We start from the raw sequence: 23554 nt of genomic DNA on the forward strand, positions 1-23554 counted from the left end.
GGAGTGATTATGATGTTCGCAATCAAGAATGCCCGCCTTTTTACCATGTCGCACGGCAGAGTGGAAAACGGCAGTCTGCTGATCCGGGACGGTATAATCGCAGCGGTCGGCGCAGAGATTGAGATTCCGGCTGATTGTGCCGTGCTGGACGCCTGCGGCAAAGTTCTGACACCCGGCTTGATCGAGGCCTGCGGCCGCCCCGGCTTACACGAAGAAGTTGTTGGTGCCATTGGTGCCGATGAAGATGAAACCCAAGAAAAAATGGGCGCCTATTTACGCGCTCTGGACGGAATTTTACCCAATGATCCCTCTTTTGACGATGCTTTGCGCGGTGGGGTAACCACTGTCAATATCTGTCCCGGCAACTCTGCCATCGTAGCCGGTCAGAGTGTTATCGTGCATACCGCCGGCAGTCCGATCATCGATCGCCGCATCCTCAAGCAGCCTTTTGCTTTGTTCGTCAACCTGGTAGGCGGCGGCAACCCCATGACAGGCTTGCGTGACCGCAGCGAAATGGTGGCAAAACTGGTCGGCGAGCTGCAGAAAGCCAAAGAATGGCTGGCCAAATGCAATCAAGCGCTTGCGGAAGGCAAAGCGGCGCCGGAGGCAGGCTTCCGCCTGGCGCCAATGGTTTCTGTCCTGCAGGGCGAAATGCCGCTGATCATGCAGGCAGTCTATCTGCACGATATTCTTAATGCCCTGGAATTGGCGGAGCAATGGGGTTTTCGGTTGATTTTGCAGCGCGTCAGCGAAGCCTATTATTGCGTGGAAGATTTGCTGCAGGCGCAGGTGCCGATGATCGTCGGACCGATTCTGATGAATCGCCGCGGTTTGTTTAACACCACTTCACATAAAACACCGGGAATTCTGCAGCAAGCCGGTTTGAAATTCGCCATTTCCACCGAACACCCGCAAACCGGGATTGAATACCTGGTGACAACCGCCGCCATCGCCAATCGGGAAGGCATGGATGAAGAGGAAGCGCTGAAAGCCATCACCCTCTACCCCGCCCAATTGCTTGGGCTCGACAGTCAGCTCGGTTCTCTGGATACGGGTAAAAAAGCAGATCTGGTCTTATGGACCGACCATCCCTTTGAAACCAAGAGTTACGTCGAACAAGTGTGGATCAATGGTCAGCCGGTTTACGAAAGGGGGAAATGAAATGGCAAAATACGCAATCACAGCCGCGCGGATCTATACGGTTGATACTGCCGGTGTACTGGATAACGGTATTCTCCTGGTGGATGGCAGTAAAATCATCGCCGTAGCGGACCATCTCAGCATTCCTTCCGACTTCGAACTGGTTGATTTCGGCCGTCAGCAAATCCTGCCCGGCATGGTAGAAGCGCACAGCCATTTGGTGGCGCACGACTGGAATCAAAACGAGTATGCTGAAAGCGAGTTGAACGGCACCTCGCTTGGCATTGCCTGTTCGCCGGATGTCGATTATTTTTATCACTTTAACCCGCGTCACCGTCATCTCAGCGATGCTCTGGCGGGAGGCGTTACCACCGCCAATATTTTACCCGGCAGCGGCAAGGTCATTACCGGCGTCGGTTTTGCCGCCAAAATGGCCGGTAAGACCAGAGAAGATTTGCTGCTCAAGCGCAATACCGGCGTAAAGATCGCCTTGGGCGAAAACCCGAAGCGGGCTGTCGGTTCTAAAGGCGTGATCCCAACAACCCGGATGGGCTCTGCTGCCGTGCTGCGTGAAGCTCTCTGCAAAGCGCAGGAGTATATGCTAAAAAAAGAAGCTGCGCTGGCGGAAGGCAAAGAATTCGCCATCAATACCCAGTTGGAGCCGCTGATTCCCTTACTGAAACGGCAAGTGCCCGGCAAAATTCACGCGCACCGGGCGGACGATATGATGACCGCCATGCGGATCGCCGATGAATTTCAGCTGATCATCACCCTCGAGCATACCACCAGCGGCCATTTACTGACGGATGAGATCAAAAAGCGCCAGATCATGTGTACGCTGGGACCGACTTTGGGTTCCCGCGGCAAACAGGAAGTCCATGCCAAACAGTATCAGACCGCCGCTTTGCTGGAGCAAGCCGGCATTCTCTTTTCCTTCACCACCGATGCTTCGGTGATGGCGATTGAACTGCTGCGTTTGAGCGGTTCATTGGCCTGGAAAGAAGGCTGCTCGGAAGCTACAACCCTGAAAGCGCTGACCCTGAACGGCGCAAAAATTACCGGTGTGGCCGATCGGGTCGGATCGCTGGCGGTTGGTAAGGATGCCGATTTTGCAGTTTACAACGGCCATCCCCTTTCCATTCGCAGCAGCTGTATCGAGACCTGGGTCAACGGAGAAAAAGTTTGGGATAAAGCCACCTGGCTGGAGCCCTGGCAGCGCGGATACTAATGTGCTTGAAATCTTCCGTTGTTGTAAAAATGAACCTAACGTTCACCGGCGGTTTTAAACTGTCATATTCATGAAATCTGTGAAGGTAATACATTTCCGCTTTTAGCGTACCCTAAAACGCCTCCATCGGACCGTTGTCGATGCAACAATCAGCACGGGACATGCTCTGTGTCATACCCGCAACGTCCAATTTGGCTCTAAAGACCTTACTTGTATATTGATACCCATGGTCACTGTGAAACAATGGCTTTGCATCAGGGTATTTTTGAATCGCCGTATCAAAGGTGGCAAATGCAAGTTGATTATCATTCCGATGCCCAATGACATAGGAAATGACGCTCTTGTCTTTCAGGTCAAGAATTGCACTGAGATACATTTTATCGCCATTTTCATACTTGAACTCCGTAACATCCGTCAGCCATTTCTCATTGAGATTCTCTGCCACGAAATTACGGTACAAAAGATTCTCCGCCGCGGTTCTGGCGTAGATTTTATGTAGTTTGGTCTTTCTCTGCGGATGACTGATTTCAACCTGATTGTTCTCATTACTTTGTATATGCGTTTTAGATTGCAGTGCAGTCCGCAACGGCGCTCCGGATTGAGCCGCATCCGGCGATATCCGAATATACCGCTGGCTACCTGAAAAGCTGACATATGAGGTTAATCAATTCGGTATCCTTAGCTTCTTGTTTGGATTAGTTGCGCCGCAACCATTTGTAGTAGGACGAACGCTTGAGCTTGAGTATGTCGCAAAGCGCGCGGATGGGATATTTCTCTCTTCGTTCAGATTTTCTACCGCTAGGTATTTACTTTCAAGGCGCACCCGACTGAATCCACATCCCACCCCCTTTCGAGCGCCTCCAATTTTTTTAGCAGTTCATTCTCATCTGAAGCCGCAGGTTTTCGGCTTCCTTCAATTTCAGCTGAGCGCGTAGTTTCTCTAATTCGTTCATAGAAGCTTCTTATTTTCGCTTGCCCCTGTGGTCGATAAAACCGCCGGCTCCGGTCTTTTCGTACTTTTTAATCCATCCGTAAATCTGCTGGTATGATATCCCGTACTTTTCAATTGCTTTACCATAGTCGTTGTTGTTGGCTATGCAATGGTTGACTATAGCTATGCGCTCATCCGGCGTTGTCTCACGCCTTTTCGTCATGTAGATTGCACCTCCATTGTTGAGCCGGCTGAAATCTTCCTGACTATTATACTTCTTTATCCATCGCCGAACTATATGTTCATCACTTAGGGCATATTTCAAGCAAAGACCTTTCATGGATGAACTGCCGGATAAATATCTCTGAGCCACTTTGCGTTTCAATTCAGTACTGTACTTCCTACTTTTCACCTGCAAAACCACTCCCTCCGGCCTGTAAACTTTATACAGAATTACAGAATCTGCGCAGCTTAGATTCTGTAATTCCAAGTTCTTGCACTATCTCCGCGGCTCCCATTTCACCACGGAGATAGCTCTCAACCATTACAATTATTGTTTCAGATAAAATCTGACTTCTTCGTGGTACAAATATACTCCCCTTTCTGTAGCAGTGTTTTTTTATTTCCACTGTCTACTTTAAGGGGAGCATATCATTTGGCGAGCGGTTATTTTCAGGTGGCATTCTATTCTGATCTGATCGGGTTATTTCGCTTCTTTCAGCAAGGCCTCTACTCTGTCCAGACCTTCTTTGATATTGTCCATGCTGTTGGCATAGGAAAAACGCATATAGCCTTCGGCTTCAAATGCCACCCCGGGCACAATGGCTACTTTTGCCTCGTTGAGAATCAGGTCGCATAATTCGGTGGAAGTTGCGATTTTGACACCCCGGATGGTTTTGCCAAAAACGCCTTTGACATTGGCAAAGACATAGAAAGCGCCGCCCGGAGTACGGCAGGACAAGCCGGGGATAGCATTGACCCGCTCTACCAGGTAGTTGCGCCGCTTTTCAAATTCCACCCGCATCGCTTCAATCGATTCCTGCGGGCCGTTCAGAGCGGTGACAGCGGCTTTTTGGGCAATATTGCAGGGATTGGCGGTGATATGGCTTTGCATGCTGCCCATCACTTTGGCAATGCCGGCGTCACAAGCGGTATAACCGATCCGCCAGCCGGTCATAGCGTAGCTTTTGGAAACACCGTTGATCACAATCGTCCGTTTTTTGATCTCTTCGCCTAAATTGACAATGGAGGTGTATACACGTCCATCGTATAACAACTGCGCGTAAATTTCATCGGCAATCACATAAATATCGTTTTCAACGCAAAGATCGGCAATTGCCTGCAGGTTCTCTTTGCTGTAAACACCGCCGGTGGGATTGGAGGGGGAATTGAGCAGCAAAACCTTGGTCTTTGGCGTGATCGCCGCTTTTAATTCAGAAGCCACCATGACAAAATCATTTTCTTCCCTGGTTTCCACAAAAACGGGAACGCCGCCAAGCAAACGAATTTGTTCGGTATAGCTGACCCAGCAGGGAGTAGGCAGAATCACTTCGTCGCCGTCATCCAATAAAGCAGCGAACGCATTGTATAGTGAATGCTTGGCGCCATTGGATACTACAATCTGATTGGGCTGATAATCCTGATTAAAATTGATCTTCAGGCGGTTGCAGACCGCTTTTTTCAGATCCGGCAAACCGGATGCGTCGGTATATCGGGTAAAATGCTGATTAATCGCCTCAATACCGGCTTGCCCGATGTGATCCGGCGTGTTAAAATCCGGTTCTCCAACCGCAAAACTAATGACATCTAAGCCTTGTGCCATCATGGCTTTGGCTTTGGCATCCAAAGCGAGAGTGGGAGAGGGACTGATTTGACGAGCGCGTTTGGAAATTGCTTTCATTTTTCTATTTCCTCCGTTTCATGATCAGGTTTTGCAGAACAGTTCTGCAAAGAAATGTCCTTACCTGCTTTGCAACTCTTTTTCCATTCTAGAATGACGGATCAAACCCTTCCGATCTACAGAAAATAACCAAAGACAGTCAATAATCTGCTGATCAAACGGTTGATGGAGCAAATCATGGCTATTAAAGCAGGTGAAAATACGGTTGACGCTGATGAAAGGTAGTGAAGTATCGGAAACCCGCCGCGCGCGCCAGGGCGTAGCCTTGCTCTAAACCAAAAGCTAAACTAGCCGGGGCATGCGCATCCGAGCCCACTGTCAAAATTTCACCTCCCATTTCGCGGTACCATTGCAATAACATGAGATTCGGCATCGTTTCCCGGCAGGGCTGCCGCAGACCGGAGGTATTAATCTCAATCCCTTTGCCCTGGCGAATCAGATTTGCCAGGGCAGATCTGATTTGTTCTTCGTATTTTTGCGCCTGAAAGGAACCGAATTTCTCCGTGCCAAACCGTTTAATGATGTCACAATGCGCCACAACATCAAAAAAATCCATACCGGAGAGCAGAATCAAATCATCGAAATAAGCCGGGTAGGTTTCCGCTTCGCTCAAACCGGCCTGCCACGGCACACTGATAATCATACCGCTCTCATGCATCAAATGAATGGAAGCCAGCACAAAATCATAGGGCCGTGCCTCGATCAGCGCCTGGGCTTGCTGCGGCGCATGATGGCCTTGCCCCGCCTCCACACCATAACCGATTTTGATTCGCCGGTCAAATTGCCGGCGTGCTGCGGCAATTTGTTGCTGATAATCCGTCTCATCGATAAATCCGGAGCGCGGTCCGTTGTTCAGATTTTTGGTCCGGCTGCGTTCTCTTTCATCAAAATCCAAATGTTCGGTAAAGCAGATTTCCTCCAAACCCAGCTCAATTGCTTTCTCGATCTGCTCCGCCATACTTGCTTTGCTGTCCAGGGAAACGCTGGAATGCAGGTGAAAATCCGCGTAATAATTCAAAACAATATCACTTCTTACTTTCTTCTTCTCAATCATCAAAACCGCTCTCTGCATCGGATGCCTGCACCGGCAGTAGAGCCCAGAAGTCATCCGTGCAGCAATCGGCCAGGCGAATTTCACTGTAATCCGCCGCCCACAAAAAGGGATTGCGCTCCGTCATAAGATGGAGCTGTTCCATTTCGTCTTCATAATGCGCCCTGGTCAGGTTGCCCTGACGCAGCCGCAGTTTCAGGTCGTCCGCCAAAGCCCGATAACCCCAGGCTTTCGGCGCTATTTCCGCGCGGACCAACATCAGGCGCAAGGCTCCTTCCCCCATCAGAGAAACAGCGCAGCGGAGTTTCTCCAAACTGTCTCCCATAGGAGTGCAGAGATAGAGCCGGCAGATCAAGGCGCGTTCCTGATAAATCGTGCAGAGCTCGTCTTTGAGAAAAGGACAGGGATGCTTTTTCCACTGCGGGAAAGCTAAATTTTCTGACAGGTCCAGCCATTTGCGCGCAAAAGCTGTCACGTCGAGCTGCTGCCGGTCAGCCAGACGCCGGACGGATAAATAGTCCGGCGTAACATCATAATGATGGCAGCAATTCGCCCGGCAGCCGGCGCAAACACCATAACGTGTCTGCAGCCTTGGTTTGAGCAGATCGGCGTCATCCGTGGCCAGCTGCATCGCCCGCAGTAGATCCGCTACGGTGGCTGTCTGACTCAGTGCACGCAGGACCAGTTGGGCTTCGCCGCTTTCATACGACATTTCCAAAGTCAGCATCCGCTGCAACTCCCTTCTATCCTATCATCCGGATCGATCTCTTCTGCTTTGCGAAGAAGCTTTGCGTCTGTTGTCAAGCTTTTATTTCGCTTTTCCTGCAGCGAAGAAAAAGCAGCGAACTGCCGGAACGCTTTGGTTCACCGCATACCAAAAAACATCCGTCAGAGAAATACCGCTATTTTTCCGGATAGCTCGCTTTGCCGCTGATGCTGCTGATCGTAATTTCCAGGAGCGCAACCTGATCGGCAGCTTTTTCGTCGATCGCAGGCAATTTAACCGCTGGATCATGCTTGAGGACAAGTTGCATCAGGCGATCTTCTTTCTGCGGATGCTCTTCCAGCAAGCTGCAATGACCCATGACTATCACGCTCTCAAAAAAAGCACCGTAAGCGCAGAAAGTATCGGCTTTCTTTAATTGCAGCATACGGCTGACGGAAAAACAAACCAGCGGATTTTGCTTTAACCAGAGCAGTTTCTTGCCTTCTTTGGCAGAATGAATATAGATTTTACCATCAGCGAAAAGGTAATTGACCGGAATCGTATAGGGCTCATTCTGCCAAGCCATGGCAAGATTGCCAAACTCACCCTGTTCGAGAATCCCGATCGCCTGATCCTGTGACAGTGCTCTGTCACTGCGGCGCATGGCCATTGTCTCATTTTTCATTGGACGGCACTCCTCTGTTTTTTTTAAAATCCCATTTAAATCCCATCTGTCCTGGTCCTCTCAAGGTAAAAAACAAGTCATTCTTTTCCCGGCTTACTTTGTTCATTTCGATCAGCGCAGCGTTTATCCTGCCGGACACGCAATTTTTCTGCTCTGACCGCTTGCTTTCCCCTGCAGATCCGTTCCGTCGTATCCCTACTCTTCTCTCATCCTGACCATATGCGCTGCATATGCGCGCCGCGGGGAAAAATAAATTAAATATCTACAAAAAAAACTTCTGAAATCTACCGGAATGCTATTGCATATTTATTCTATGTTTGGTATATTATTGCACAAGCTTATTGTTTCCGGCGACGCACCGACTCAGGGCCGCTGTAAAACGATATCAAATAAAACAGGAGGAAATCACACAATGAAAAAACGGTTTGCATCTATTGTTTGTCTATTGCTGGTTGCTGCCATACTGTTCGGCTGTAACACCACTCCGAAAAAAGAGGTTCCCACTTCGATTCGCATCGGCACCTCGTCTGATGTCATTCAACTGGTTCCTTTCCTTTCTACCGACGCCAATTCCAGCGACGTGCATCAGTTGATTCATGATGGTTTAATTGCTTTCAAAGACAATTATGAAATCATCCCCGCCCTGGCTGAAACCTGGGAAACCTCAACCGACGGCAAGGTCTGGACTTTCCATTTAAGGAAAGGCGTCGTGTTCCACAATGGCGATCCTTTCACTTCCGCTGATGTCAAATTCACTTACGAACAAATACTTGATCCGAATACCAAGTCCAATGCCTATAAGAATTACTCCATCATCGAAAAAATTGATACTCCCGATGATTCGACGGTCGTTTTCACACTCTCCAATGCTTTCGGACCTTTTCTGGGTCGGATGAGCATGGGGATTCTGGACAAGAAATACATTACCGATAACAAATACAACACCAACAACTACAATGGCTACAACCAGGCACCCATTGGCACCGGCGCCTGGAAGATGAAAGAATGGGTTCCTGAAACAACTCTGACACTGGAAGCCAATGATACCTACTGGGGTACGAAACCGATTTTGAAAACTGTCATCTTCAAACCGATACCGGAAGCTTCTGTCCGTCTGATCGCCTTTAAAAACGGCGAAATTGACTACATCGCCGGAATTTCTCCGGATGATGTGGCAGCGGTTGCGGCGGAAACCAATAAATACACGGTTTTCTCCTATCCTCAATTACGTTTTGCCTATCTTGCCTGGAACAACCAATATCAAGTCTTCCAGGATAAAGCACTCCGTCAGGCACTCACTTATGCTACCGATAAAGACACCATCATATCCAGCGTGCTGAACGGTTATGGTGTAAAAGCCAACACCACCTTTGCTCCCAATCACAGCTACTACAAAGAAATCAAAGAACTCTATCCGTATGATCCGGCCAAAGCCATTCAAACCCTGGAAGATGCCGGCTACACCAAAGGTACCGATGGTATTTATGTCAGCCCCACCGGTATCAAAGCTTCTTTTGAAACCTTAGTCAATGCCAGCGACGAAACCTTCACTCAAATCGCTCTCTTATTGCAGCAAAGCTTTAAAGCGATCGGCGTAGAAATGACGATCAAGACCATGGAAAAAAGCGCCATGTATGCGATTATGGACGATGTGATTTTAAACGGCGCCGATAACGCCACCTACCAATCGATGGTAGGCTCTATGGGTCCGGAAGCGGATCCCGATCAATCGCGTTATCTGCATTCCGAAGGCGGTCTCAACGATTATCGTTACAAAAATGCAGAGGTTGATGCTATGCTGGACGCCGGCAAAGTGGAAACCGACCCTGCGAAACGTGCGGTCATCTATGATCAACTGCAAGCCTATCTTGCCGAAGATCTGCCGATGCTCTTCTTATACTTCCCCTATGCCAATAATGCACTCAGCAATTCCTTCACCGGTATGAATGCTTCACCCTATGGTTTACTGACCAATTTAAAAATTGTTGCACCCGTGAAATAAATCTTTGCTTTCCATTGTGCAGCAAGCACAGAGACAGGGGCCGTTTCATAACGGCCCCTTCTAATGCTCCCGCTGTTGCTCACTGCCGTTTTTCACCGCTTCTTTTGCGGAGAACCACAGCGGTTTTGCGGCATTTGAACAATCAGACTGAAATCTTTAAAATAACACGTCCTTTCAGACTTGCATACTTATTCGTTTGATAGTATATTATGCGGAAGACACTGAACCACAGTACCAGCTGTTTCCCACCTTAGTCTTTTTTTAAGTTGAGATGCTAAAATATCCGCCTGACGGGTCGGCAGCCGTGACAGTGCGCATGAGAAAAGGGGTTCGCTCAATGAAGAAATTTATCTTGCAGCGTACATTATTGGCTCTTCTTACTTTGTTCGGCATCACTGTGATCGTCTTCTCTTTGATGCATCTGGCGCCGGGGGATCCGGTTTCTGTGATCGCCGGCCGCGAAACGGATGCTAAAATTGTCGCCGCAATTCGGAAAGAATGGGGGTTTGATCAACCAATCTACCTCCAATATTTTACCTGGCTGGGGAAAGCCCTGCAGGGTGATTTTGGTATGTCGTTTGTCAATCGTATGGACGTCACCGACTTAATTGCTTCACGGCTGCCGTATACGTTGAAATTGAATCTGATTGCTTCTGTCTTGGGTTTGTGTATTGCCTTTCCGGTTGGTATACTCTCCGCGGTCAGAAAATACTCTGTCTTTGATTATATTGCGACCTTTTTCGCTTTGCTTAATCAGAGTATGCCGTCATTTTGGTTATCGCTGATGATGATTTCCGTTTTTACCGCAAAACTCGGCTGGCTGCCTTCCTCCGGCAGCGATTCATGGCTGAATTATATCATGCCCGCCTTTGTTCTGGGCACCACCTGGGCTGCCGGCTTAACCAGAATTATCCGCAGTTCCATGCTGGAAGTTCTGGGAGAAGATTATGTGCGAACTGCCCGGGCCAAAGGTTTAAAAGAAAGAGTCGTCGTTTATCGCCATGCCCTGCGTAACGCCATGATTCCGATTGCGACTTCTCTCGCTTATTGGATCGCTTACCTTGTCACCGGTTCCGTCATCGTAGAGGTCATCTTTGCTCTGCCCGGCATTGGCCGTCTGATGATCAGCTCTCTCTCCAATCGCGACTATTTTGTCGTGCAAGCGGTGATTCTGCTCACGTCGAGCGCTGTCTTGATCGCCAACCTGGCAGTGGACATTCTCTATTGTGTTATTGATCCGCGTATTCGTTACGACTAAAGGAGAAGAGCTATGATGATGAAAAAACAAACCATACCATTGGAGCAGAATCCGGAAAAACTGGAAATGGAGCTGATCACGGATGCCGATGCCGGCAGCGGATTAAAAGGGGTCTGGACGCGATTCCGTAAGCATAAACTGGCTGTGGTCAGCTTATTTATGATCGCCACCCTGCTGCTGATTGCGTTGTTTGCTCCGATTTTATCTCCTTATGATCCGAATGCGGTAGATCCAATCAACCGCCTGGCTGGACCAGGTGCGGCGCATCTTTTAGGTCAGGATCAGTTGGGGCGCGATATCCTGAGCCGAATTATCTGGGGTTCGCGCGTATCCTTAAGCATCGGTTTCCTTGCCGGTTCGATTTCGCTGGTAGTCGGGGTTGTTCTGGGTGCCTTGGCGGGCTTCTATGGCGGTTGGGTTGATAATGTAATCATGCGGATCGCTGAGATTTTTGTGACGATTCCGCAGTTTTTACTGGTCATCGCAGTGGTAGCCGCTTTGGGTCCGAGCATGAATAATCTCTTGATCGTCATTGGACTGACTTCCTGGAACAGTTATGCCCGCCAGGTACGGGCGAAAGTCATGCAAATCAAGCAACTGGATTATACCGAGGCCGCCCGGGCTTTGGGGTGTGACGATCAACGGATCATCTTCAAGCATATCCTGCCCAATGCTGTCGTACCGATCATCGTTACGGCCACCTTGAATATCGCCAGCGTCATTCTCCTGGAATCCAGTCTGACTTTTCTGGGTTTTGGCGCTCAGCCGCCGCAGTCCACTTGGGGTTCCATTCTGAATGAAGGCAGAGCCTACATTCTCAATGCGCCGCATATCTGCACTTATCCCGGCATTGCCATTATGATTACGGTGCTGTCTTTCAATCTGATGGGAGACGGGCTACGTGATGCTTTGGATCCGAAAATGAAAATCTAGATTCTAAAAAAAAAAACAGGGGTTGTCTGCTCCGGCTTAAGCAAAGTCAGGAAGAGACAACCCCTTTATTTGAATTGCCGTAAATTCTATATATAAAAAACATAATTTCGCCATAGCATTTCGGTATGATCTGTTTGTAGTCAAGAAGTTGATTCACAAAAAAAGAAGGAGGTCATTACAAATGACAAATCTTAAAAAAGTCTTCGCACTTACCGCTATGGTATTCACCATCAGTGCAGGTTCCCTCAGCGTTTACGCTGCCTCCAATTACAATACCCCTGCTGAAGCCTTAGCTGGCTTGACCGGCAGGACCTACGAAAGTGTTACCGCAGAGAGATCAAATACCGGTACCACCTACGGCGGAATTGCCTCTGCTGCAGGAGTGCTGACGGAATTCAAATTCGAATTGCTGGAAATGCAAAAAGATCAATTGGCAGCAAAGGTTGCCGCTGGCAGTCTCACTCAGAGTGAAGCTGATTCTCTGCTGGTTACGATGCAGGAACAACAGGCAAGCTGCACTGGTGAAGGCAGCGGCATAAAAGCAGCTTTGGGAATGGGCCGCATGTCCGGCAACCAACAGCAAATCGGCGCCGGCAGTGGGCAAATGAATGGCAGCCGCTTACAGGACGGCACCGGCTTTGGCGGCAGAAACAATGCAGTTCAAAACGGATTGCGCGATCAATCCTGTCTCGTTACCGAATAACGACGCTCATTTTTATCCTGCAACCTTAAAAACAATCGGGACTGTGCAATGCACCGTCCCGATTGTTTTTAGGTCTATTAACTTATCACAGACGTCCTTTTGCGATGTAAGCCGCCATTTCTGCCGCTGGGACCATGCCGCCGCCGGTTGCCCAAGCAAGATGAGTCGCATTGCGCCATTGCTGTTCGCTGAACCGCTTCCGATAAGCCGCATCGCTTTGCGTCAGTTGATAGCCGAACAAACCGGCGCAGGCGGAAGGTTCCAAAGCGATCCCTTCCGTATCATACAGCCGGGTCAGCATGGGATATGCTTTGGCATCCTGCAGGGTATAAATACCGTCCAGACGGTGACCGATGATGCGGCCGATCAATTTGGACGGCCGTCCAACCGCCAGACCGTCCATCGCCGTTTTGCCGGACAAACCGATGTCCTGCACGCAGATTTCATCATGCAGCCCGGTCGCCACGCCCAAAAGCATGCAAGGTGACTGCACCGGCTCGGCAAAAATGCAATGCACATGACTGCCAAATTCTTGCTTCAGACCGTAGGCAATCCCACCGGGACTGCCGCCGACGCCGCAGGGCAAGTAAACAAAGAGAGGATGTTCCGCATCCACACAGACTCCCGCCGCCAGCAACTGGGCTGCCGTTCGCTTTCCCGCCACGCTGTAACCATAAAAAAGCGTAAAGGAATTTTCATCATCAACGAAATGGCAGGAAGGGTCCAGGGCTGCCTGCCGGCGCCCTTCCCGCACCGCCAGCATAAAATCACCGTCATACTCCACCACACGCGCACCTTTGGCGCGCAGCAAATCCTTTTTCCACTGACGCGCATCGGCAGACATATGCACTGTCACTTGAAAACCAAGCTTCGCACTGATGATGCCAATCGCTAAGCCTAAGTTACCGGTCGAACCTACGGCCACCGCATATTGCGAAAACAGCCGCTGAAATTGTGGTTCTGCCAAAATACTGTAGTCTTGATCCGCCTGCAGCATGCCTTTTTCCATGGCTATCCTCTCAGCCAGGACTAATATTTCGTAAATTCCACCGCGTGCCTTCACGGAGCCGGAAATAGGCAATGTATGATCGCCTTTCAGAAAAAAACGGCCGCTCAGTACAATAGGAGATTCGCTGCGCAGAGAATCCGTCAAGCGGGGCAGTGGCAGCAATTCGGATTCGATCAACCCTCCGCCGGCTGCCGTTTCCGGAAAGGCCTTTATAAAATAAGCGGCAAAACGCTGCAAACGCTGCCTGGCGTCTTCCACCCCGTCTGCGCTGGCCAGAGGGGATTCTGTTTCCTGCAAATTCGGATTCAACCAAAAAACCTCCTCTGCCGCAGCCAAACGCCGCAGCAACGGGTTATTCGCAATTTGCATCTTCTATTCTCCTTCCAGCAAATCCGCCGCTCTTAATGTGCATAGCAGATCAGCTATGCTCTGCCGTGCCGTGTTTGCATCCACTTCGTATTCCGCCAGCAGCGCTTCCAGCAGCTGAGCTTGGCTGCTGCCCCGCTCCAAATAACGCCAGAGAAAAGCTGCGCTTTCATTTAACTGGATCAAACCGTTGAATTGCTCCGCTGCCTCTTCGACGGCGACGACGACGGACTGTCCGGCATAAGGCCTTAACAGGAATCCTTTTTTGATTTTCATGCTGACCCTTCTTTCATGGCCCCATAGGCAAGTTCAACTGCCTCTGCTGAGATGGTACAGTTCAATTCGTAAATAGGTACCGTATCCGCGAAATACTGCAGTAAATCCAGCAGGTGCTGCATTGGCTGCGCTTCGGTCGGCCGCAGTGTCTGGTTGAGCAGCAGCGGCAGCAAGCGGTTCTGCTCAAGCCTTCGGATACTGTTTTGAGAGCTCTGCCGCAGCAGGCTGACAGCCCGTAGCGGCGCCTTGCTATTGGTTTGCAATTGGTGTTTTCCGCCCCAGGGTGTACCGTACACAACAAAATGCCCGTTTTGCAGCCGTAAAACGGGTTTATCATCGTTGAGCATGCTCACACGTTCCGCAAAGCGCTGACGCCAGAGCGCGGCATGCGTCGATTTCCCTGTACCGCTCGGAGCGGTGAATAAATAAGCTTCCCCGTCCAGAGCCAGCGCCGAGGCATGCAGCAAAAAGCCTTCATAATCAAGCAATGCGCGGCAAATTTGACGCTGCAGACAATTGCTCTCATGCAGCGCCGGCGGTAAATGCGGATCTTTTTGTTGTTCTGCCGCCAGCATGGCATCGCTCACAGTGATAATCACCTCTGCCGGAGCATCGCACAGATACGCACGGCACAGGTTGTTAAGTTCGTTAAAACGCGGAGTGAAACTGAAAACCAGATCGGCAATACGAAGATTCGGCATCATAGCATGACTATCTTACAACTTCTTTGATGACGCGCAGCACATTGCCATAGGCGATCTTTTCAATCTGCGCTTCGCTGAAGCCTGCTTTGCTGAGCGCGTCAAAAATTATCTGCATCCGGGAAGCATCCTTCACTTCCAGGTTGCTGGTGATACCGTCAAAATCGGAACCCAAACCCACACATTCAATGCCGCCCAGCTGCACAAAATGCCGGATATGACGTACCATATCCGATACCAGGCTGTCTTTGCTGCTGATATCCGCACTCAGAAAATTGGAACAGAAGTTGATCCCGGCAACGCCGCCGCTCTTCGCAAGCAGGGGGATCATTTCATCCGTTAGGTTGCGCTGATGGCCGGATAAGGCGCGGCAATTGGAATGTGACGCCACAAATGGCTTCTTGCTGAGACGGGCAACATCAAAAAACCCACCGTCAGAAAGGTGAGAGACATCGACCAGCATGCCTTTGTCATTCATCCACTCCACAGCTTCGCAGCCAAAGGCTGTTAAGCCTTTGTTCATCACAGCAGCATCCAAAGAATTGGGAAAGCCAAAACAGTTGGCGTAATTCCAGGTGAAGGAAATCAGCCGGACGCCCAAATCATAATAATGCTGCAGCCGTTCAAAGCTTCCTTCTACCGGCCGGCCGTCTTCGATGGTTAAAAAGGCTGACATTTTGCCTGCTTTGTTGTTGGCCTGCAAGTCGGCCGCATTGCGGGCGAAGCCGATCAGATCGCTGTGTTTGCCGATTTCCCGCAGCAAGGCAGCCTGCATCGTATCGATCATCACATCATCCGGCGGCAGCTCGTGACCTCTCTCTTTTGCCTGCGCGCGAGGCGGCAGGAACATGGCGAAAAACTGCGCCATATAATCGCCTTTCTGCATTTTTTGAAAATCAATATTCAAGTCGTTGGCAAAAAGATTGAATTCATCCGGTTTGCGGTAAGCGCCGCCTAAAGTGTCACAATGCATATCAATGATTTTCATTTGCGAGAACCCTTCTTTCACTCATCTTTGCTTCTCTTTTCGTCAGTTGATCGCAAATTCCTGCTTGCGATGCACAATTACCATACCTTTACCGTTTGTTTTACTTTGCTTTTTTTTGCGCTGCGCTGCTATGAGCAAAAGGCCGCCTGCGCAAGTATTTCATCTAGGGTACAGATAAAAACATTTTATGCTTGCTATTGTCAATATTCTTGGACCTCTATTTGATCGCTTTGCCCGGATCAGCGCCTTGAAACCATTGATCGTCATTTTCTTTTCCAAATTCCTGCCGCAGGAGTGAATGGGGCCAGCTGATCGTTCCCTATTGTTTACCTTGATACAAATATACAAAAACATTTGAGTATAGCGTGAAAAGGAACTATTTGCACCCTTTTCATCTCTATAGCGTGAAAAGGAACTATTTGCACCCTTTTCATCTCTATTTGTGCCTTGAGCACTGCGAAAGGAATGGATTTTAAAATGAAAGATATTTTGACCGATTTCAACCAACGATTACACCCTGGTATCCGGGTAGTGATTTGGATCTCTTCTTGTTTGGCAGACTCAGCCTATTTTTTAGTGCCTGATACGGTTCGTGTTCCCTGGACCGGGAGTTTGCTCATCACGCTTCCTTCAGATTCCATCTCGCGATGGACACCCTTGCGCTTGGCTAATGGTTGGCTGCTACCTACCCCCATAGCGGACTTTCACCGCCTAGTTACGCACCATGCGTGGCGCACAAAAAAGTGCTGCAGCAATTTTTCGTTTTGCTGCAGCCCCTGATTCTCTGGCTGTCTCACTCAGGAATTTCTATTTTTTTCCAGTTCCGCTACGCGCAGATTTTGGAATCCTTCACCCAAAACCTCGTTGGACTCCAGAATGATGGTAAAGGCTTTCGGATCGATCTGCTTGACTACCTTTTCCACAGTGAACATTTCCTTATTATTGCAAGCGCACATCACGACCTGCTTATCTGTCCTTTTATAGCCGCCTTTGGCTTGCAGCAAGGTGGAGCCGCGCCCGCTGTATTCGTCAATTCCATCACAGATTTGTTCGCCTTTCTCAGTGACGATCAAAGCCATTTTACCGGCATTCACACCATACATGAATTTATCCACGACCAGAGAATAGAGATAAGTGATCATCATGCCATAAATGATACCGTCGATATCACGAAAAATCAAGCCGGCAACCAAGACGATCGCAGTATCGGAAATAAAGATAATCCTGCCCAGCGGAATATGCGGATTGGCTGATTTCACAGCCATTGAAATAAAATCCGTGCCGCCGGTGGAAGAATTGCGCATATAGATCAAGGCATAACCCACTCCTGCCAGGACGCCGGTGCAAACGGCAGCCAACAGGCGGTCTCCGGAATAAACCGGCAGCAAAGGGGCAACATAATCGATGATCAGGGAGGAGGTCAGCGTACAGCGCAGAGAGCGAAAGAAAAAACCCTTGCCGAGGCGACGAAAGCAGAGCAGGGCAACCGGTATATTTAATAAAATCACCGTCGCACCAATGTTATAGCCAAAGAGGCGATGCAGGATTAAGGCAATACCGGAAATGCCGGTCATTGGGAATTCCGCATACAGTGCGAAATTATACAAACCGATCGCAATCAGAAATCCCCCTGCCAGCTCCACCACTGTATCCAGCGCGATCTTTTTCAGTTTCTTTTTCATGATGATCCTCCTCCCTTACACAAAAAAAGCGTTTCGCAAATTACACTATAATCCGCAAAACGCTCTTTTGTTATTTTTTAGTATAGCAAAGATGTTAAGATTTGTCAACCAAAAAATACCGCATGCGCTGCCGGTATGCTCTTCCCTTTCTCCGCTTTGCTGTTTTTCCGACAAAAAGACAGCCTCTTGCCACAGCCGATCTGTTTTTGACGGTTGCAGACAAGAGGCTTTTGTCTCTTATCGTCTGCTCTTCTCTTTTTGGATCGCAGCGCGCCGGACAGTTGCTGCCGCTTAGTCGTCTGCGAATTGTTGGGCGATCCGCTCAAAGGCTGTCATGATGACGCTGCGTGCCGCCGGCAGACAGACCCGCTCAAAGCCGGCGCCAAACTGCGGATCGTGCACCAGACCGCTTTGCAGCATGACATTGGCTTTGCCGTAAATCCGGTCCTCAATTTCTGCATGACTGAGACCATAACCGCTGAAATCCAGCCACAAGCAATAGGTCCCCTCCGGGCGCCACAGTTTGACTTTTGGCATCCTTTCCTGCAAAAAAGCCTGCACGGCGTCGATATTGCCGTCGATATACGCATTAACCTGATCCAGCCATTCTTCGCCTTCGGTGTAGGCCGCAATCAAAGCCGCCACCGCAAAGGGAGTAGGCATGCGCATGCCCATCGCTTTATGATAGGCTGCCCGCAGAGTATCATCGGCGATGATGGCGTTGGAACAGGATAAGCCAGCCAGATTGAAGGTCTTATTTACGGCGTTGAGCACAACGATATTGCTTAAATCATCAACAACGGCAGCCAAAGGGTAATGCCGGACGCCCTTGCGCAGGATATCGCAATGCACCTCATCGGAGATGAGAATCACCTGATGTTTTTTGCAGATCGCCGCCAGCGTGCGCAATTCTTCCGGCTGCCAAACACGCCCGACCGGGTTATGCGGCGAGCAAAGCACAAAACATTTATTCCTGGGGTCAGCGCATTTTGCTTCAATATCCGCAAAATTCATACTGTAATAGCCCTCCTGATTGATCAGTTGGCTGCTGACCACCTTGCGCCGACAGTCCTCTTCAATGGCACTGGTAAAATGACCGTAAACCGGGCGGCAAAGAATAATGCCTTCGCCTTCCTTGCTGAATGCTCTGATTGCGCCGTTGAGTGCTTCCACCGTACCGTTGGCATAGAGGATATGTTCCGGATTGATCTCCCAGTTGTGTCTGGTTTTAAACCAATGCACAATCGCCGCGCGATAGGCAGGAGCAGCCAGATCGGAAGTATAACCGTAAATACGGAAATCGGCCACACGATGCATGGCGTCCACAATCGGTTGGGCAGCCGGAAAATCCATATCCGCAACCTGCAGAGGGATGGTCTGTTCGTCAAACCTAAATTTACCATTCATCATCGCGGACATCATTGGCATCATGTCCCACTTCATCGAATAAGTCCCGCGCCGCTCAACCACTTCATCGAAATTATACTGCATGCTGCGATCCCCTTTTCTTAATTGATATGACTCCCGATCTTTATGATACGCGCCCGATTCTGCAAGAGTCAAGTCAATGTTTTTCCTGCCAGAGGCGATCGGCTACCAGCTGCCAGTTGGTAGCAGCTGTTTGACATTTTGCGCAAAGCTCATCCACATTTTCTTTCTCTGCTGAATCGGTGGAAACCGCATTCGACGCGTGCACCATTTCTGCCAAAGCGCCGTAATTGTCAAGCAGCGGGCAAGGCCGCAGCATATTCTTGTTGAAAGGCTGATGCGTTCTATATTGCATAAACAGCGGCGATTGATAAGCCTGCAGAAGAGTTTTTTCGTGAATATTGGCATCGCTGTAATGAATAAATGCACAAGGCTCAATATCCCCGTTTGCGCTGATATGCAAATAAGAGCGACCTCCCGCAATACAGCCATTCACATATTCGCCGTCATTCCAAAAATCAATTGTAAAAATCGCTTTGCTGCTGCGGAATTCCCGTATTTGCTGATACATAAACGCGCGTTGCTCGGCACTGACCATCAGTTCTACCGGTGAGCCGACGCCAACCGGCATAAAGGTAAAGAACCAGGCAAACTTGGCACCCTGCTCGATCAGGAAATCAAAATACGCTTCGCTGCCGACGATATTTGTATTCTGGCTGGTATAACAGCAGGATGCGCCGAAGGGAAGTTTTTTTGCTTTGAGAAGCTGCATTGCATGCAAGACCTTTTGAAAAGTTCCCGCGCCGCGGCGTGCATCCGTTTCGGCTTCAAAGCCTTCGATGCTGATCGCCGGAATAAAGTTTTTGACGCGCAGCATTTCGTCTGCAAAGGCTTCGTCGATCAGAGTTGCATTCGTGAAAGCCAGGAATTGACAATCCGGATGCGCTTCACAGAGGCGTATGATATCCTGCTTGCGCACCAAAGGCTCTCCGCCGGAATAGATATACATATAGGTCCCCAGAGCTTTTCCCTGCCGGATGATGTCATCCAGTGTCGCATAATCCATCTGCAGCCTGTCACCGTATTCCGCTGCCCAACAACCAATACAATGCAGATTACAGGCAGAGGTGGGGTCCATTAAAATTGCCCAAGGAATATTACATTGATATTTCTCCCTGTTTTTCTGCTGACGCTGACCGCCAAGAACTGTGGCATTGATAACGAAATTTTCGAACATTGTCTTTCTAACCCCATCGTCGATATCGGTCCATAGGCTCTTCATCAAGCGGTACCAATTGCCATCGGGATGTTCCAACACACTGTGCATCGCTTTCCTTTGACCAAGCATCGTATCGTTATGGTCAAACAGATCAACCCAGTGCAACAACTTAGGAAATGCCTGATCCGGATCTTCATTCAGATATTTGAATGCTGTCTTCAAAGCGATTCCTTCTATATTTTCTTTCACTGTTTTTTCGTTCATACTACTCTCTCCTTCTCTATTTATTTTAGACTGGCCGATCGAATACGTCTGCTCAGATCACCTCCCAAAAAGCAAAGAAACGCTGCCGGAACTGATATGGCTGCCAATCATCGAACCAATCTCCCTGAACCTAACCTCGGCGGGATAAACAGATTTCAACGTTTTTTCAAATAATCCGCTTTCCCGGCACCGCTGCCTGATAAATCAACACTGTTTTGAGCTGATCAACTGCCACTGGTAGCTGTATCAAGTGAAATAGAGCCCCGGAATCCGGTTAACCGCTCCGTATCTTTCGATTGGAGACACGCTCTCCCTGCAAATCAACTTTCAGCGCGGCTTGCTATCCGGCCGATCCCCTGTTGCAGCGATGGGCAAAGTCAACCTGGTGCCGGCTGTAAATCCTTTGCACCCCAGGTATAAGGAACCTCATCGAGCCTGTATTGCATGAGAGGAACAAGAATATTTCCCTTCTCCCAACCATGCGACGGCAAATCAGACCTCACATGGATGATAATACGGTATTCTTTCACTGCACATCACCTTTCTCTTGTCTCAGTCAACCGATGCAACGGCGCTTTCCGTCCCCCGATTTTTTTAGAATAAAGCAATCTTCCCTGAACTGTCAGCCAGGACTCTTTCTGACCTTCCCTTTGGCTCGAAGACAAGCATTGTCTTGATTAAACGTCCGGTTAATTGCATCGATGACTTCTCTTCCGGGCGTTCCCTATTTCTGGAAGCAAACGATTCTTTAGACCAATTTGGCTGTAAAGGATAACAGAATATCCGGACCGGCAATAAACGACGGCAGAAGCGTCTGTATTGAGCGCATAAAATGATCACGGATGCCTTCTTCCGGGATACCAAAAACATTATAGAAATCATCCGCATAAACAGCGTAACTGATCAGCGGCTGTAAGAAGAAAAAGAAATTGAAAACTGTAATTTCCACGGGAAAAGCAAATTCCGCATCCACAGCTTTGATTTCTTGATACAGCGGATTGCTTTCATTCCCTTTGATGAGTTCCGTAAAACGGAACAAATCATTGTGGTGTTTGCCGCTTTTCAACGATTCTAAAAAAAGAATTTTTACTAACTGCTTGCGCTCGAGGATAAAATCGATTGTGCGCCCATAAAACTGCAGCATCTGCTGCAGAAAGTATTTCGCCGCTTCTTCGTTGACAAAATGAAACCGATCCGGCAGGATGTCGAGCAGGTTATTGGAAATCATGCTGAGAATATGGTCCTGGATGAAATTCATCGACAGGGATTTCGATTCTTCAAACAACTGCTCCAGCATTATATCCAGAATTGCCTCTTTGTTTGCAAAATAGTAGTAGATCAAAGCTTTATTGACGCTCGCTTTTTTGGAGATTTCACTGATGCTGGTAGCATCAAAACCTTTTTCCGCAAAAAGTGTCTGAGTCGCCTGGAGAATACGATCTTTTGCCTCATAGAATGTAAGATGGTTCGCTGTACTGTTACTGTTCATGCCATTTCCCCTCTTGCTTCACGTTCTTCTGAGAACCGAAGAAGACGACAATTTAGTTAACCGTCCGGTTAAACTATTCTAACAAGTAAGCCGAATCTTGTCAAGTAGATTCGACTTTTTTTGTTGCGGCATGACTTTTTTCGGCAGCAGCGCTTTACTCTGTCTTGCGTCCGATATACATCAGATGCTCCGCCATACCCAGGAATTCCTCACGCTCGCATAACTGATGCGCCAGCTCCAGCCATTTGCGGATGACTGCTTCCGGTAAATCCTTTAACGTGAGCTCATTGGCGGCAAGAATCCCTTCCTGCGCAAAAAAGCGCAATTGCTGCAACGGAAACTGCGCCATAAAAGGTGCAATTTCGGCAATCGTGTAAAAATAAGCTTCGGTAAAGGCATTTCCTGTAAAGGGAATATTTTGTCTGACACAATCGAGATAATACTCTTCTTCCGCTTTGACGACAGACTCCGGCATAGACTTCAGAAAATCGATGATTCCGCTATAAAGCTGGATAAACGATACATAGAGCAGGCCGCCAGGCTTCAGGCAGCGCAGCGCTGCCTCGATAGCCTGGTTGCGATCCTCTTCCTGAGTCAAGTGATAAAGCGGCCCCATCAATAAGACATGATCGAAACTGCTCTGAAGCAAGCGGTCGGCATATCTGGCATCACCGGCCAGCGCAGTAAGATTCACGTCTTGGGCCGCCGCCATTTGCTGTGCGAACTTCACATTTTCCGCTGAAAGATCAACCAGCGTCACCTGACAGCCTTTTTTGGCATAGTAAAGCGCATAACGGCCGGGACCGCCGCCGATATCCAGCACACGCTCACCCGGCTTGATGTATTGATCCAACATTCGGATAGTCAGCGCAAATTCGAACGGATGCCTCTCCAGACGGTTCCACTCCGCTTCAACATGTTCATCATAGTATTGTTGGACTTTTTTCACGATATCGCTCATTGCTCTATCCCCTTTCGTCTGATGATCTGATCTCTTGCATCTCTACAACAAAAGTTTATAACGGCACATCCGGCTGCCGTTGCAGCACAGATCGTGTCCGGCAGGCAAAGTAAAAATCTCCTGCAATTGGGCGCCGAGCAGCAGGCAGGTTTTCCGCGAGGCGGTATTTTCCGGCCGACAGGTGATGATCAGGCTTTCCATCTGATGCCGGCGCGCCAACTGCAGCAGCAGCCGACAGGCTTTTGCGGCATAATGATGTCCCCGCCAGGCCGGATAGATGGTAAAACTCAAGTTTCCATCGATTGCGGTCTTGCAGTTTGTACCAATCCGCAGATCGCAGCGTCCCAGTTCCACATCATCGCTGCGTCGCCGTATCTTAAAATAATACGTCGGCAGATTCCCGGTTAATTCCTCTGCCTCGACAGCTGCCTGCAGCTGCAAATAGATTTCCTGATCTTGCAAATCGATCGCATCATATAACATCTTTTCACCTCGCCATGCGCCTGAGTGCATTCGGTATTTCAATGGATGCTGAATCTGGTTTTACCGCAATCACACAGAGTGTTCGGCTGCTGCCTGTAAAGGGAGCACCCGCCGCGTCAGCATAAAAGCGAAAACCGTCAAAGCCTGTTCG

The 23554-nt window shown here is 49.2% G+C and carries 23 protein-coding genes; 6 read left to right on the forward strand and 17 right to left on the reverse strand.

Annotation, left to right across the window (positions count from 1 at the left end; all coding sequences use genetic code 11):
- The first annotated feature begins 12 nt into the window (after positions 1–12).
- Positions 13–1161 (forward strand): amidohydrolase family protein, encoded by a 1149-nt coding sequence (locus tag LLG09_03930; protein ID MCE5196261.1) that lies wholly within the window; start codon positions 13–15, stop codon positions 1159–1161.
- 1 nt (position 1162) lies between these two features.
- Positions 1163–2368, forward strand: a complete 1206-nt coding sequence (locus LLG09_03935) for an amidohydrolase family protein (protein ID MCE5196262.1) — start codon at positions 1163–1165, stop codon at positions 2366–2368.
- A gap of 112 nt (positions 2369–2480) precedes the next feature.
- On the opposite strand, the gene LLG09_03940 is transcribed toward LLG09_03935, so the two are convergent.
- The 7 genes from LLG09_03940 to LLG09_03970 form a co-directional block, all read right to left on the reverse strand.
- A complete protein-coding gene (locus tag LLG09_03940; protein ID MCE5196263.1) occupies positions 2481–2813 on the reverse strand; it encodes a DDE-type integrase/transposase/recombinase in 333 nt (110 codons plus the stop codon).
- The gene (locus LLG09_03945) at positions 2783–3022 is read right to left on the reverse strand and encodes a transposase (protein MCE5196264.1); all 240 of its coding nucleotides are present in this window, start codon (positions 3020–3022) and stop codon (positions 2783–2785) included. The genes LLG09_03940 and LLG09_03945 overlap by 31 nt, the downstream gene beginning before the upstream one ends.
- A gap of 308 nt (positions 3023–3330) precedes the next feature.
- A complete protein-coding gene (locus LLG09_03950; GenBank protein ID MCE5196265.1) occupies positions 3331–3711 on the reverse strand; it encodes a transposase in 381 nt (126 codons plus the stop codon).
- A 291-nt stretch (positions 3712–4002) separates the two neighbouring features.
- Positions 4003–5199, reverse strand: a complete 1197-nt coding sequence (locus LLG09_03955; GenBank protein ID MCE5196266.1) for a pyridoxal phosphate-dependent aminotransferase — start codon at positions 5197–5199, stop codon at positions 4003–4005.
- A 184-nt stretch (positions 5200–5383) separates the two neighbouring features.
- Positions 5384–6253: a histidinol-phosphatase HisJ family protein gene (locus LLG09_03960; protein ID MCE5196267.1), complete on the reverse strand. Its 870-nt coding sequence runs from the start codon at positions 6251–6253 to the stop codon at positions 5384–5386.
- Positions 6246–6977 (reverse strand): YkgJ family cysteine cluster protein, encoded by a 732-nt coding sequence (locus LLG09_03965; GenBank protein MCE5196268.1) that lies wholly within the window; start codon positions 6975–6977, stop codon positions 6246–6248. The genes LLG09_03960 and LLG09_03965 overlap by 8 nt, the downstream gene beginning before the upstream one ends.
- 175 nt (positions 6978–7152) lie before the next feature.
- Positions 7153–7641: a pyridoxamine 5'-phosphate oxidase family protein gene (locus tag LLG09_03970; protein ID MCE5196269.1), complete on the reverse strand. Its 489-nt coding sequence runs from the start codon at positions 7639–7641 to the stop codon at positions 7153–7155.
- Positions 7642–8053: 412 nt separating this feature from the next.
- On the opposite strand from LLG09_03970, the gene LLG09_03975 reads away from it, so the two are divergent.
- The 4 genes from LLG09_03975 (at position 8054) to LLG09_03990 (ending at position 12537) form a co-directional block, all read left to right on the forward strand.
- Positions 8054–9643: an ABC transporter substrate-binding protein gene (locus tag LLG09_03975; protein MCE5196270.1), complete on the forward strand. Its 1590-nt coding sequence runs from the start codon at positions 8054–8056 to the stop codon at positions 9641–9643.
- A gap of 337 nt (positions 9644–9980) precedes the next feature.
- Positions 9981–10901 carry an ABC transporter permease gene (locus LLG09_03980; GenBank protein MCE5196271.1) on the forward strand — a complete coding sequence of 307 codons (921 nt, stop codon included), beginning with the start codon at positions 9981–9983 and terminating at the stop codon, positions 10899–10901.
- Between the two features lie 15 nt (positions 10902–10916).
- Positions 10917–11834 carry an ABC transporter permease gene (locus LLG09_03985; protein MCE5196272.1) on the forward strand — a complete coding sequence of 306 codons (918 nt, stop codon included), beginning with the start codon at positions 10917–10919 and terminating at the stop codon, positions 11832–11834.
- A gap of 181 nt (positions 11835–12015) precedes the next feature.
- Entirely contained in the window at positions 12016–12537 is a 522-nt protein-coding gene (locus LLG09_03990; protein ID MCE5196273.1) for a hypothetical protein, read from the forward strand.
- A gap of 85 nt (positions 12538–12622) precedes the next feature.
- Here the strand turns inward: LLG09_03990 and LLG09_03995 are convergent, their stop codons facing one another.
- From LLG09_03995 to LLG09_04040, 10 genes are all read right to left on the reverse strand, one after another.
- Entirely contained in the window at positions 12623–13915 is a 1293-nt protein-coding gene (locus LLG09_03995; protein ID MCE5196274.1) for a D-serine ammonia-lyase, read from the reverse strand.
- A 3-nt stretch (positions 13916–13918) separates the two neighbouring features.
- The gene (locus tag LLG09_04000) at positions 13919–14188 is read right to left on the reverse strand and encodes a PqqD family protein (protein MCE5196275.1); all 270 of its coding nucleotides are present in this window, start codon (positions 14186–14188) and stop codon (positions 13919–13921) included.
- Positions 14185–14889 (reverse strand): hypothetical protein, encoded by a 705-nt coding sequence (locus LLG09_04005; protein ID MCE5196276.1) that lies wholly within the window; start codon positions 14887–14889, stop codon positions 14185–14187. Before LLG09_04005 ends, LLG09_04000 begins: the two co-directional genes overlap by 4 nt.
- A 10-nt stretch (positions 14890–14899) precedes the next feature.
- Entirely contained in the window at positions 14900–15877 is a 978-nt protein-coding gene (locus tag LLG09_04010; protein MCE5196277.1) for a dipeptidase, read from the reverse strand.
- A gap of 797 nt (positions 15878–16674) precedes the next feature.
- Positions 16675–17559, reverse strand: coding sequence for a YitT family protein (locus LLG09_04015; GenBank protein MCE5196278.1), 885 nt, complete (start codon positions 17557–17559; stop codon positions 16675–16677).
- A 291-nt stretch (positions 17560–17850) separates the two neighbouring features.
- Positions 17851–19050, reverse strand: coding sequence for a PatB family C-S lyase (locus LLG09_04020; protein ID MCE5196279.1), 1200 nt, complete (start codon positions 19048–19050; stop codon positions 17851–17853).
- 73 nt (positions 19051–19123) lie between these two features.
- Positions 19124–20470, reverse strand: coding sequence for a radical SAM protein (locus LLG09_04025; protein MCE5196280.1), 1347 nt, complete (start codon positions 20468–20470; stop codon positions 19124–19126).
- Positions 20471–21218: 748 nt separating this feature from the next.
- Entirely contained in the window at positions 21219–21959 is a 741-nt protein-coding gene (locus LLG09_04030) for a TetR/AcrR family transcriptional regulator (protein MCE5196281.1), read from the reverse strand.
- A gap of 154 nt (positions 21960–22113) precedes the next feature.
- Entirely contained in the window at positions 22114–22920 is an 807-nt protein-coding gene (locus LLG09_04035) for a class I SAM-dependent methyltransferase (GenBank protein MCE5196282.1), read from the reverse strand.
- A 42-nt stretch (positions 22921–22962) separates the two neighbouring features.
- Entirely contained in the window at positions 22963–23403 is a 441-nt protein-coding gene (locus tag LLG09_04040) for a GNAT family N-acetyltransferase (protein MCE5196283.1), read from the reverse strand.
- Positions 23404–23554: the final 151 nt, after the last annotated feature.

This window comes from Negativicutes bacterium, assembly GCA_021372785.1.
Lineage (GTDB): Bacteria > Bacillota > JAAYKD01 > JAAYKD01 > JAAYKD01 > JAJFTT01.

Excerpts from the sequence above, each read along its gene's own strand:
- LLG09_03930 (MCE5196261.1), top strand. The coding sequence starts at position 13 with ATGTTCGCAATCAAGAATGCCCGCCTTTTTACCATGTCGCACGGCAGA.
- LLG09_03935 (MCE5196262.1), top strand. The coding sequence starts at position 1,163 with ATGGCAAAATACGCAATCACAGCCGCGCGGATCTATACGGTTGATACT.
- LLG09_03945 (MCE5196264.1), bottom strand. The coding sequence starts at position 3,022 with ATGTCAGCTTTTCAGGTAGCCAGCGGTATATTCGGATATCGCCGGATG.
- LLG09_03955 (MCE5196266.1), bottom strand. The coding sequence starts at position 5,199 with ATGAAAGCAATTTCCAAACGCGCTCGTCAAATCAGTCCCTCTCCCACT.
- LLG09_03960 (MCE5196267.1), bottom strand. The coding sequence starts at position 6,253 with ATGATTGAGAAGAAGAAAGTAAGAAGTGATATTGTTTTGAATTATTAC.
- LLG09_03965 (MCE5196268.1), bottom strand. The coding sequence starts at position 6,977 with ATGCTGACTTTGGAAATGTCGTATGAAAGCGGCGAAGCCCAACTGGTC.
- LLG09_03970 (MCE5196269.1), bottom strand. The coding sequence starts at position 7,641 with ATGAAAAATGAGACAATGGCCATGCGCCGCAGTGACAGAGCACTGTCA.
- LLG09_03975 (MCE5196270.1), top strand. The coding sequence starts at position 8,054 with ATGAAAAAACGGTTTGCATCTATTGTTTGTCTATTGCTGGTTGCTGCC.
- LLG09_03980 (MCE5196271.1), top strand. The coding sequence starts at position 9,981 with ATGAAGAAATTTATCTTGCAGCGTACATTATTGGCTCTTCTTACTTTG.
- LLG09_03985 (MCE5196272.1), top strand. The coding sequence starts at position 10,917 with ATGATGAAAAAACAAACCATACCATTGGAGCAGAATCCGGAAAAACTG.
- LLG09_03990 (MCE5196273.1), top strand. The coding sequence starts at position 12,016 with ATGACAAATCTTAAAAAAGTCTTCGCACTTACCGCTATGGTATTCACC.
- LLG09_03995 (MCE5196274.1), bottom strand. The coding sequence starts at position 13,915 with ATGCAAATTGCGAATAACCCGTTGCTGCGGCGTTTGGCTGCGGCAGAG.
- LLG09_04000 (MCE5196275.1), bottom strand. The coding sequence starts at position 14,188 with ATGAAAATCAAAAAAGGATTCCTGTTAAGGCCTTATGCCGGACAGTCC.
- LLG09_04005 (MCE5196276.1), bottom strand. The coding sequence starts at position 14,889 with ATGCCGAATCTTCGTATTGCCGATCTGGTTTTCAGTTTCACTCCGCGT.
- LLG09_04010 (MCE5196277.1), bottom strand. The coding sequence starts at position 15,877 with ATGAAAATCATTGATATGCATTGTGACACTTTAGGCGGCGCTTACCGC.
- LLG09_04015 (MCE5196278.1), bottom strand. The coding sequence starts at position 17,559 with ATGAAAAAGAAACTGAAAAAGATCGCGCTGGATACAGTGGTGGAGCTG.
- LLG09_04020 (MCE5196279.1), bottom strand. The coding sequence starts at position 19,050 with ATGCAGTATAATTTCGATGAAGTGGTTGAGCGGCGCGGGACTTATTCG.
- LLG09_04025 (MCE5196280.1), bottom strand. The coding sequence starts at position 20,470 with ATGAACGAAAAAACAGTGAAAGAAAATATAGAAGGAATCGCTTTGAAG.
- LLG09_04030 (MCE5196281.1), bottom strand. The coding sequence starts at position 21,959 with ATGAACAGTAACAGTACAGCGAACCATCTTACATTCTATGAGGCAAAA.
- LLG09_04035 (MCE5196282.1), bottom strand. The coding sequence starts at position 22,920 with ATGAGCGATATCGTGAAAAAAGTCCAACAATACTATGATGAACATGTT.
- LLG09_04040 (MCE5196283.1), bottom strand. The coding sequence starts at position 23,403 with ATGTTATATGATGCGATCGATTTGCAAGATCAGGAAATCTATTTGCAG.